The sequence below is a fragment of the Aureimonas sp. ME7 genome (genome assembly GCF_903970965.1).
GTDB lineage: Bacteria > Pseudomonadota > Alphaproteobacteria > Rhizobiales > Rhizobiaceae > Aureimonas.
The window spans coordinates 290852-301236 of record NZ_CAJCKW010000005.1 but is presented as its reverse complement, the minus strand read 5'-3'; the positions used below and the strand labels follow the sequence as shown (position 1 = coordinate 301236).

The 10385-nt window shown below is 65.9% G+C and carries 11 protein-coding genes and 1 tRNA gene; 9 read left to right on the top strand and 3 right to left on the bottom strand.

Translation table 11 applies throughout. The annotated features are described in order from the left end of the window. The first annotated feature begins 163 nt into the window (after positions 1-163). Complete coding sequence (locus H7A85_RS11680) at positions 164-1279, top strand: phosphatidylglycerol lysyltransferase domain-containing protein (protein ID WP_244631134.1); 1116 nt, start codon at positions 164-166, stop codon at positions 1277-1279. A 602-nt stretch (positions 1280-1881) separates the two neighbouring features. Here H7A85_RS11680 and H7A85_RS11675 read toward each other — a convergent pair. Then, positions 1882-1971: transfer RNA gene (locus tag H7A85_RS11675), tRNA-Ser, on the bottom strand. Between the two features lie 287 nt (positions 1972-2258). On the opposite strand from H7A85_RS11675, the gene H7A85_RS11670 reads away from it, so the two are divergent. From H7A85_RS11670 to H7A85_RS11655, 4 genes are all read left to right on the top strand, one after another. Then, positions 2259-2585 (top strand): hypothetical protein, encoded by a 327-nt coding sequence (locus H7A85_RS11670; protein WP_182086097.1) that lies wholly within the window; start codon positions 2259-2261, stop codon positions 2583-2585. 25 nt (positions 2586-2610) lie between these two features. Continuing rightward, a complete protein-coding gene (gene msrA / locus H7A85_RS11665) occupies positions 2611-3282 on the top strand; it encodes a peptide-methionine (S)-S-oxide reductase MsrA (RefSeq protein ID WP_182086096.1) in 672 nt (223 codons plus the stop codon). Positions 3283-3447: 165 nt separating this feature from the next. After that, positions 3448-4446 (top strand): BMP family ABC transporter substrate-binding protein, encoded by a 999-nt coding sequence (locus H7A85_RS11660; RefSeq protein ID WP_182086095.1) that lies wholly within the window; start codon positions 3448-3450, stop codon positions 4444-4446. A 112-nt stretch (positions 4447-4558) separates the two neighbouring features. Continuing rightward, positions 4559-5497 (top strand): nucleoside hydrolase, encoded by a 939-nt coding sequence (locus tag H7A85_RS11655; RefSeq protein WP_182086094.1) that lies wholly within the window; start codon positions 4559-4561, stop codon positions 5495-5497. Between the two features lie 3 nt (positions 5498-5500). On the opposite strand, the gene H7A85_RS11650 is transcribed toward H7A85_RS11655, so the two are convergent. Further along, on the bottom strand, positions 5501-5707 hold the full coding sequence (locus tag H7A85_RS11650; protein WP_182086093.1) for a SlyX family protein: 207 nt from the start codon (positions 5705-5707) through the stop codon (positions 5501-5503). Next, positions 5704-6138 carry a thioesterase family protein gene (locus H7A85_RS11645; RefSeq protein ID WP_182086092.1) on the bottom strand — a complete coding sequence of 145 codons (435 nt, stop codon included), beginning with the start codon at positions 6136-6138 and terminating at the stop codon, positions 5704-5706. Before H7A85_RS11645 ends, H7A85_RS11650 begins: the two co-directional genes overlap by 4 nt. Before the next feature lie 161 nt (positions 6139-6299). Here H7A85_RS11645 and H7A85_RS11640 point away from each other — a divergent pair, with 161 nt between their 5' ends. The 4 genes from H7A85_RS11640 to H7A85_RS11625 are packed head-to-tail and all read left to right on the top strand — an operon-like array spanning position 6300 to position 10379. Continuing rightward, positions 6300-7829: an ABC transporter ATP-binding protein gene (locus H7A85_RS11640; protein ID WP_182086091.1), complete on the top strand. Its 1530-nt coding sequence runs from the start codon at positions 6300-6302 to the stop codon at positions 7827-7829. After that, the gene (locus H7A85_RS11635) at positions 7826-8275 is read left to right on the top strand and encodes a VOC family protein (protein WP_182086090.1); all 450 of its coding nucleotides are present in this window, start codon (positions 7826-7828) and stop codon (positions 8273-8275) included. The genes H7A85_RS11640 and H7A85_RS11635 overlap by 4 nt, the downstream gene beginning before the upstream one ends. Continuing rightward, positions 8272-9411 carry an ABC transporter permease gene (locus H7A85_RS11630; protein ID WP_182086089.1) on the top strand — a complete coding sequence of 380 codons (1140 nt, stop codon included), beginning with the start codon at positions 8272-8274 and terminating at the stop codon, positions 9409-9411. Before H7A85_RS11635 ends, H7A85_RS11630 begins: the two co-directional genes overlap by 4 nt. Continuing rightward, positions 9411-10379, top strand: coding sequence for an ABC transporter permease (locus H7A85_RS11625; protein WP_182086088.1), 969 nt, complete (start codon positions 9411-9413; stop codon positions 10377-10379). Before H7A85_RS11630 ends, H7A85_RS11625 begins: the two co-directional genes overlap by 1 nt. Positions 10380-10385 lie beyond the last annotated feature (6 nt).

Here is a 10385-nt window from a genome sequence, read left to right as displayed (position 1 = left end):
CTTTCGAGAACGAGCGGCTCGATGCCACGCCGGCGCATCGCGTAAGCCGCGGTTAAGCCGGCCAATCCGGATCCGATGATCACGACGTCTCTGACGATGGGTTCTTGGCTCATGAAGATCCGCTCGGGCGCCGACAGGCGATGATTGACTATGCGTCTTCGCCGTGGAAAGCGAACCGTCATTTGGAGGGAGGCGAACTGGCTGTTGGCTTCCGAGGCTACGCGGGAACTACGGACGCATGCCAAACTTCAAATCGATGATGGATGCCTGGCTGGAAGGCCGCCTTCCGCCGGTCACCGCCTTCGAGCCCGATTTTGCGACCCGACTGCGCCTGTGCATGAACCATGGCGACTTCTCGCTGGCCTATTCCACGGTCGTGCAGCCCGGACTCAGCTACTTCGGCGACATGAACGGCTATGTTGCCTTCGCGACCAAGATGGGTCACGCTTTCGTCCTTGGCGATCCCGTTGCAAGCGAAGACGAGAGGGCGGACTACATCCGCCGCTTCGTCGCCGAGATGCCTCGGCCATGCTTCGTTCAGGTCGGTGGCCCCACCGCCAGCGTCCTGGCTGACCTCGGCTATCGCATCAATCAGATGGGTATCGAAAGCGACTTGCACCTCGCCACGCATTCGTTTGCGGGCAAACGAAACGAAACGATCCGCTATTCTGAAACGTGGCTACGCAAGAAAGGCTACCAAATCGCGGAGTGCGACGGATCGATCGCGGACAGCGAGCAGGTCCGCCATATCTCCGCCAACTGGCGGAAGGGGCGCATCGTCAGCCGCCGTGAGATGCGGTTCTTGAACCGACCGTTCGAGACTCGTCTCGGCCCGCATATGCGTCGGTTCATGATCGTGCATCCCGACGGCCATGCGATCGCCATTCTCGACTTCGACCCGATCTTCAAAAACGGGGAGGTCATTGGGTATACGTCGGCTTTCAAACGCAAGCTCGTTGGAACATCAGCCCACGCGGAGATCGGCCTGACCAAGTTCGCCGCCGACCGGTTCAAGGAGGAGGGCCGGGTCCGCTTGTCGTTCGGACTGTCGCCCTTGGCTGATATCGAAGCCAGCACCTTCCCGGAAAGCCACCTTTGGCGTCGGTCCTTCGAGCAGGCGTTCCGCTCCCGGCGTGTCAACGAGAAGATCTTCAATCTGCAGGGACAGGCCGCCTTCAAGCGTAGGTTCCACGGCGCACGGCAGGCGAGCTATATCGCGTTCAAGCGCGGGAGTCCCATCGAGATGCTCGCGCTCCTGCGACTTCTCAAGACCCTTTAGCGGATAGTTCCTGACGATAGCAGCCAAGTGAACGGTAGGTATGTATGTTCTACCACCGAAGGTCTTTTGATCTCTTCCTGTCAGCGCCTCGTGCCGGAGCGTGCTGATCTGACGGCATGTCGGACGGCGGACGAGCGTTCGTAACGAGGAGCGCCCACGAAGCGTCGCGGCTGCTTCCTCATCAACGAGTGCCTTCGAGGTGCCGAGCAACGGAGGCAGGCTCAGCAATCAAACCATCGGAACCCGGGACGCAGGCAGCGGCGAGTGGCCGCCCCGTCGGCAAAAGTCGTTTCCGGGATCGGGCCGGAGGGTGTGGGACAGCGCGGACGGGTCGTTTCGGGAATGACAGCTTCCAGCGTGATCAACCCAGAAGCCCCCTGTCAGCTTCTGGCCCAAAACCGACTTTGCAGGTCTCACCACTAAGCCGCCTTACTCCGCCGAAAATAAACCGAACCCCGTTTTCGCCGAACGGAGAATGGGGCCATTTCTTAAGGTGCAAACAGGGTCTGGTTGGTCTCCGGAGTGCGCTTTGGGTTGTCAAATGGGCGGAACCGTCGGCGTTTACGCACGGCCTCAATCCGAAGCCCGGAGAGCAGACTAGGTGGCGGAGGGAGGGGGATTCGAACCCCCGATACGGTTTCCCGTATACACACTTTCCAGGCGTGCGCCTTCAACCACTCGGCCACCCCTCCTGAAACGATGAGGGGAAGGCCTGAGCCCTTTTCCCGCATGTCACCGGTTCGGTCGGCGCGAACTATCATCGGAATGCTCGGACTGGCAAGCGGTTTTCGCGCCTCGCGGACGCATTTCGGGCGCTGGTCGGTCGAAGCGTCCGTGACGCCCCGTGACCGATGGGAAGCGGCCCATGTTGCGGGACGGCGGCAGGTTCCGTGTTGTGCCGAAGCGGGATGGGCACCATATCCATGCTCAAGGCAGGCGCGTTCGCCTGCATGACGATGCGAAGCGGCAAGGGGGAAAGATGAGGTTGATCGCTTGGGCCCTGCGATTGATCGGCTGTCTTGTGCTGGCGATCGGGACGATCTTTGCGGTGGGGGACATCGCACGGTCCCTCGCCTCCAATCGAACCGTCCTGATGACGATCGAGGAAGCCGCGCAGACCATCGGGATGCCGCTTCCGTCCAATGGGCCGCCCGCGCAGGCCGCAAGCGGTGTGTTCGCTTCGGACGGGCGCGGCGCGACCTTGAACGGTGCTCTCGGCCGCCAGCCGGCATCGGTCGTGTTCGGAATGGCGGGGATCGTCCTTCTGGCTTTGGGCCGGCCGGGACGTCGCATCGCGCGCAACTAGACCCTCGAACAGGAAGATGGAATCGATGTCCTTTCTCGACAGACTCATGAAGAAGACGACGCTTCCGACCGCCGACGAGGCGCTGCCGGGCCGCCCGGACGCCATTGCGACGGCCGACCGGCACCACGTGTCGGGCGCCGGATTGAAACCGCCGTTTCCGGACGGTTCGCGAACCGCGATCTTCGGCCTCGGCTGCTTCTGGGGCGCGGAGCGCAAGTTCTGGCAGCTTCCCGGCGTCGTGACGACGGCCGTCGGCTACGCCGCGGGCGCCACGCCGAACCCGACCTACGAGGAGGTCTGCTCGGGCAGGACCGGCCACAACGAGGTGGTGCTGGTGGTCTACGACCCGGCGAAGGTGTCCTTTGAAGCGCTGCTCAAGACCTTCTTCGAATCGCATGACCCGACGCAGGGCATGCGCCAGGGCAACGACGTCGGCACGCAGTATCGTTCCGGCATCTATTATACCGACGAAGCCCAGCACGAGACGGCCGACCTCGCACGCGACGCCTATCAGGCGGCGCTCGCCAAGGCCGGGCACCGAGGCGAGATCACCACCGAAATCCTGCCCGCGCCCGAGTTCTTCTATGCGGAAGACTACCATCAGCAGTATCTCGCTAAGAACCCGCGCGGCTATTGTGGCCTTGGCGGAACGGGCGTGAGCTGCCCGGTGGGGCTGGGGGCAGTCGCTGCCGAATAAGGGCGGGCCATGGGGCAGCCGACCCCCGCCTTGACCATGTCTTGCGATTTTTGATGCGCGTTTTCCCCGGGCGTGCCAGTTTCACCGCTGGTACGCCCGCCTTCGGTCGGGCCGGCGGCGATCGGGATCGACCGCTTGTGGCGCAACAGGGATACGAAGAGTTCCATGAAGCATCTTCTCGCCGGCCTTTTGGCCGCCTGCTCGATCGGTCTTGGCGGCGCTGCGTCCGCCGCCGAGTTCAAGCCGGCCGTGATCTTCGATCTCGGCGGCAAGTTCGACAAGTCGTTCAACGAGGCGGCCTATAACGGCGCCGAGCGCTTCAAGCAGGAAACGGGCGTCGCCTACCGCGAGTTCGAGATGCAGAACGAAACGCAGCGCGAGCAGGTGCTCCGCCGCTTCGCGCGCGACGGCAACTCGCCGATCATCGGCGTCGGTTTCGCCCAGCAGGCGGCGATGGAAAACGTGGCCAAGGAATATCCGGACCTCCAGTTCGCCATCATCGACACGGTGGTGGACCGCCCGAACGTGCGCTCGCTCCTGTTCAAGGAGGAGGAGGGCTCCTACCTCGTCGGCATGCTGGCCGGCCTCAAGTCGCAGACCGGCACGGTCGGCTTCGTCGGCGGCATGGACATTCCGCTGATCCGCAACTTCGCCTGCGGCTACAAGGGCGGGGTCCTGGCCGCGCGCAAGGACGCCAAGTATCTGGAGAACATGACGGGCACGACGGCCGCCGCCTGGAACGATCCGGTGCGCGGCGGCGAGCTCGCCCGCTCGCAGATCGACCAGGGCGCGGACGTCGTCTTCCACGCGGCGGGCGCGACGGGCATCGGCGTTCTTCAGGCGGTGGCGGACGCCGGTAAGCTCGGCATCGGCGTCGACTCCAATCAGAACGCGCTGCATCCCGGCAAGGTCCTGACCTCCATGGTCAAGCGCGTCGACAACGCCGTCTACCAGGCGTTCAAGGATGCCCAGGGCGGTCAATGGACGGCGGGCACGCAGACGCTCGGCCTGAAGGAGGACGGCGTCGCCTATGCGATTGATGACAACAACAAGGACCTGATCACGCCCGAGATGACGGCTGCCGTGGAAAAGGCCAAGGCCGACATCATCGCCGGCACGATCCAGGTCCACAACTACAACACGGACAACAGCTGCCCGTATTGATCGCTTCGATCGAGAGCGGAAATCGGCTCGGCGGCGCCCCTTCGCGGGCGCCGCTTCGCGTTCGGCCGCCGGAATGCTATCGGCGGCCGACGAAGCCAGCCGAGGACGCACCATGACGCGCAAGATCATCTTCGACACCGACCCGGGACAGGACGACGCGATCGCGATCCTGGCCGCGCTCGGATCGCCCGAGCTCGACATCCTCGGTATCGTGGCGGTCGCGGGCAACGTGCCCTTGCATCTGGCCGAGACCAACGCGCGGCGCATCGTCGAACTCGCCGGCCGGTCGGACATTCCGGTCCACGCCGGCGCGGAGCGCCCGTTCCTGCGCCCGCTCGTCACCGCCGAGCATGTCCATGGAGAGACGGGTCTCGACGGGCCGGACCTGCCGCCGCCCTCCACGCCGCTGCAGGGCGGACACGGCGTGGACTTCATCATCGACACGGTGCGCGCGCACGAGCCGAAAAGCGTGACGATCGCGGCGCTCGGGCCGCTGACCAATGTCGCCCTGGCGCTTCTGAAGGCGCCCGACATCGCCGAGCGCCTCCAAGGCATCGTCCTCATGGGCGGCGCCTATTTCGAGGTCGGCAACGTCACCCCGACGGCCGAGTTCAACATCTATGTCGACCCGGAAGCGGCGGCATCGGTCTTCGCCAGCGGCGTGGACCTGACCGTCCTGCCGCTCGACGCGACGCATGGCATGCATTCGACCCTGCCGCGCATCGAAGCGTTCCGAGCGCTCGGAACGAAGTCCGGCGCGGCGGTCGCGGCGATGTTGAGCTTCTCGCAAACCTACGACCTTCAGAAGTTCGGCTGGGATGGCGCGCCGCTGCACGACCCCTGCGTCACCGCCTATCTCGTTCGCCCCGAGATCTTCGAAGGGCGGCGCGTCAACATCGAGGTCGAGACAGGCAGTGCGCTGACGCGCGGAATGACCGTCGCGGACTATTGGGGCGTGACGGATCGCCCGAAGAACGCCTTCTTCGTGCGCTCAGGCGATGCGGACGCGTTCTACGCCCTCCTGACGGAGCGGGTCGCGCGCCTGCCGTAGACTTCAGTAGTGCGGCGGCTTGGTGATCTCCGCCCGGGGCGCCGCACTTTCCTCCAGCTCCAGAAGGCGCCCGACCAGCGCCTTGATCGATTTCTCCAGGCGCTCGATTCGCGCGCCCTGGTTCGCCATCTCCGTCGACAGTTCCTCCACCGTCTGCGTCTGATGGGCGAGAGCGATCTCGAGTTCGGTCAGGCGATCCTCGCCGCTCATGGAAGAAGCGCTCCCAGCGCTTCGCGCAGTTCGTCCGGCAACGGGGCCGGGCGCCGCGTCGCCTTGTCGATGTGGACGTGGACGAAAAGACCCTCGGCCGCCGTCTGGTCGTCGTCCTCGCGGAAGATGCCGATCTCGTAGCGCACCGAGGAAGAGCCGAGATAGCCGACGCGCAGGCCGACGGTGACCCGGTCGGGGTAGCGGACTTCCGCCAGATACCGGCAGCCGGTCTCGGCGACGAAGAACATCGAGTCCTTCGACGAAAGCTTCGTGGAAAACAGCCAGCTCGTCACCGCCGTGTCGAAGAACGTGTAGTAGGCCGCATTGTTCATGTGGCCGAACATGTCGTTGTCCGACCAGCGGGTGGAGATGGGAACGAAGGCGCGGTAGTCGGCGCGCGTCTGGCGCGGCGGGCGAGGTGTGTCGGACATGGTGCCTCTTGGCGGCGAATGGCGTTGCGCCTTTCCTGGCCCCAGCGAAGGCGGTGGATCAAGGTGCTTTGACGAGGGGGCCAAGCGAAAAGTGCGCTGGCGCTGTTGCAGGCGCCTCGATAGAGTCGCCCGAAACATAGGCAACGGAACCTGAGATCGGCATGGCGGCTGCGATCGAGCTGATCGGCATTTCCAAGAGCTTCGGCGCGGTGCGCGCCAATCGCGACATCAACCTATCCGTCCAGAAGGGAACGATCCACGGCATCGTCGGCGAGAACGGGGCCGGCAAGTCGACCTTGATGTCGATCCTCTACGGCTTCTACCAGGCCGACAGCGGCGAGATCCGCATCGATGGCAAGCCGGCGACCATCCCCGATTCCAACGCCGCCATCGCGGCCGGCATCGGCATGGTCCATCAGCACTTCATGCTGGTGGAAACCTTCACTGTCCTCGAAAACATCATGCTCGGCGCCGAACAGTCGGGCTTCCTGTCCTCCGGCATCCGCCGCGCGCGCGCCGAACTCGGGCGTCTGGAGCGCGAGCACGGGCTGGCGATCGATCCGGACGCGCTGGTGGAGGAGCTTCCCGTCGGCCTCCAGCAGCGGGTGGAAATCCTGAAGGCGCTGTATCGCGGCGCCGAGATCCTGATCCTCGACGAGCCGACGGGCGTTCTGACGCCGGCCGAGGCCGACCAGCTCTTCGCCGTGCTTCGCCAGTTGCGGGCCGAGGGCAAGACGATCGTCCTCATCACCCACAAGCTGCGCGAGATCCTCGACGTCACCGACAACGTCTCGGTGATGCGCCGGGGCGAGATCGTGGCGACCCGCGCGACGCGCGACACCAATGCCGGCGAGCTTGCCGAGCTGATGGTCGGGCGCCGCGTTCTTCTCCGGGTGGACAAGACGCAGAGGCAAGCCGGTGCGCCACTTCTGGCGGTCGAGGGGCTGTGCGTGCGCGACGGGCGCGGCGTGCGCATGGTGGACGACGTGTCGTTTGAGGTTCGGGCGGGCGAGATCGTGGGCATCGCGGGCGTGGCCGGCAACGGGCAGTCGGAACTTCTGGAAGCCTTGTCGGGCATCCGCCGCGCCGAGCGCGGGACGATGCGTCTCGGGGGCGAAACGCTCGATCCGACCGGCGATCTCGACCCCGCCGACATGCGCCGGCGCGGCCTCGCCCATGTGCCGGAGGACCGGCACCATGTCGGTCTCGTCCTGCCCTTCACCGAAGCGGAGAACGCCATTCTCGGCTATCACCGCGATCCCGCCTTCGGCTCGGGCGCGTTTCTGAACCCAGGTGCGATCCGCCGCGACGCGGAGGCCAAGATCGCGGCCTACGACATCCGCCCCCCGTCGCCCGACCTGAAGACGGCGAACTTTTCCGGCGGCAACCAGCAGAAGATCGTGCTCGCGCGAGAGATGGAGCGCGATCCGTCCGTGCTTCTGATCGGCCAGCCGACACGCGGCGTCGATGTCGGCGCGATCGAGTTCATCCATCGCCGCATCGTCGAGATGCGCGATGCCGGAAAGGGCGTGCTTCTCGTGTCGGTCGAGCTCGACGAGATCCGCTCGCTCGCCGACCGCATCCTCGTGATGTTCGCCGGCCGCATCGTCGGCGAGTGCGGGCCGGATGCCGGCGAAGGCGAGATCGGCCTCCTGATGGCCGGCGAGACGGGCCGCGAGGCCGCCGAATGAAGGACGCGCGCGTCACCTTGATCACGCTCGGCGCCTCCGATCTCGAACGCTCCGCCGCCTTCTACGAGGCGCTCGGCTGGGTTCGCACCGAGGCCGGCAACGAGAGCGTCGTCTTCCTGCAGGGGGAGGGGATCGTCCTGTCCCTGTTCGGCCTCGCCGATCTGGCCGCCGACGCCGGCCTTCGAGCCGAAGCCTTGCCGGCCTTCCGCGGTGTGACGCTGGCGATCAATCTTCCCTCCGAAACCGAAACCGACCGGTTGTTCGAGGCGGCGGTGAAGGCCGGCGCGAACCCCGTGAAGCCGCCGGAGACGGTGTTCTGGGGCGGCTATTCCGGCTATTTCGCCGATCCCGACGGGCACCTTTGGGAACTCGCCTACAACCCGTTCTTTCCGCTTAGCGAAAGCGGGCATATCGACCTGACGAAGTCTTCCGAGGAGCCGGCATGAGCCGACCCTATGCCAAACTGCCCGCCTGGATCGACCATGGCGTCATTCCGCTTCTCAACGTCGTCGTCGCCTTTCTGGTGGCAGGGCTCGTGGTCCTGGCGGTCGGCGAAAGCCCGGTCGAGGCCGCCCGGCTCATGCTGCGCGGCGCCTTCGGCTATGGCGAGGGCTTCGGCTTCACGCTGTTCTACACGACCAACTTCATCCTGACCGGCTTGGCCGTTGCCGTCGCCTTCCATGGCGGCCTGTTCAACATCGGCGGCGAGGGACAAGCCTATGTCGGCGGCTTGGGCGTCGCGCTCGTCGCGCTCAATCTCGGCTCCGTCCTGCCCTGGTGGGTGAACCTGCCGCTGGCGGTGGTCGCCGCCTTCGCCGTCGGCTCGGCCTGGGCGTTCGTGCCGGGCTATCTTCAGGCCCGGCGCGGCAGCCACGTCGTCATCACGACGATCATGTTCAACTTCATCGCCTCGGCGCTGATGGTCTATCTCCTCGTCGGCCCCTTGCGCCCGCTCGGCACGATGCAGCCCGAAACGCGCCAGTTCGACATCGGCGGGCAACTGCCCAAACTCGGCGGGCTGTTCGAGACGCTCGGCTTCGATCTCGGCGGCGCCCCGCTCAACGTCACCTTCTTCGTAGCGCTTGCTGCGAGCTTCGCGGTCTGGGTGCTGATCTGGCGCACGCGCCTCGGCTACGAGATCCGAACGCTCGGCTTCTCGCCGTCCGCCGCGCGTTATGCCGGCATGCGCGAAACGCGCCTCGTCGTCACCATCATGCTGATTTCCGGCGGTCTTGCCGGCCTGATGGCGCTGAACTCGGTGATGGGCGACCAGTACCGCCTCCAGCTCAACTTTCCGGCCGGCGCCGGCTTCGTCGGCATCGCCGTCGCGCTGATGGGGCGCGGGCATCCGGCCGGCATCATCCCTGCCGCCCTTCTGTTCGGCGTCCTGTATCAGGGCGGGGCGGAGCTCGCCTTCGACATGCCGACCATCTCGCGCGACATGATCGTCATCATCCAAGGCCTCGTGATCCTTTTTGCCGGCGCGCTCGAAAACATGCTGCGGCCGGGCGTCGGGCGGCTCTACGGCTTCGTGCGGCTGCCCGAAACGGGCCCGAAGCCGGCCGGCGGGGAGGCACGCTGATGGACGCGCTCGGGCTTCTCAACCTTCTGGATTCCACGATCCGCCTTTCGACGCCGCTGATCTTCGCCGCGCTCGCCGGGCTTTATTCCGAACGCTCCGGCGTGTTCGACATCGGGCTGGAAGGCAAGATGCTGGCCGGCGCCTTCGCCGCCGCCTCGGCCGCCGCCGTATCAGGCTCGGCGATCGTCGGGCTCCTAGCTGGCGTCGGCACCGCCGTCCTGTTCTCGCTGGTGCATGGGCTGGCGTCCATCACCTATCGCGGCAATCAGGTCGTGTCGGGCGTCGCGCTCAACTTCATCGCCTCGGGCCTCACCATCATCCTCGGCAGCGCATGGTTCATGCAGGGCGGCGTGACGCCGCCGCTCGGGGCCGCGCAGCGCTTCCTCGGGATCGACCTGCCGGGTGCCGAGGCGCTGCAGGGCGTTCCCGTCCTTGGCTTCGTGTATTCCGGCCTCCTGTCCGGCCAGAACGCTCTGGTCTGGCTCGCCTTCCTGGCGGTGCCGCTCACCTGGTGGGTGCTTTATCGCACGCGCTTCGGGCTGCGCCTTCGCGCCGTTGGTGAGAATCCCGGCGCAGTGGATACGGCCGGCATCTCGGTCGCGTGGCTGCGCTACCGCGCGGTGATCGTCTGCGGCGTTCTGACCGGCCTTGCCGGCACCTATCTCGCCATCGCCCAGTCCGCCGGCTTCACCCGCGAGATGACGGCGGGGCGCGGCTACATCGCGCTTGCGGCGCTGATCTTCGCCAACTGGAAGCCGGTGCCGACGCTTCTCGCCTGCCTCCTGTTCGGCTTTCTGGATGCCGCCTCGATCCGCCTCCAGACGACGCCGCTGCCCGGCATCGGCCAGATCCCGCCGCAGTTCGTCCAGGCGCTGCCCTATATCCTGACGGTGATCCTGCTCGCCGGCTTCGTGGGCAAGTCGCGCCCGCCCAAGGCCGGCGGCGTGCCCTACGTCAAGGAGCGCTGATCCGCG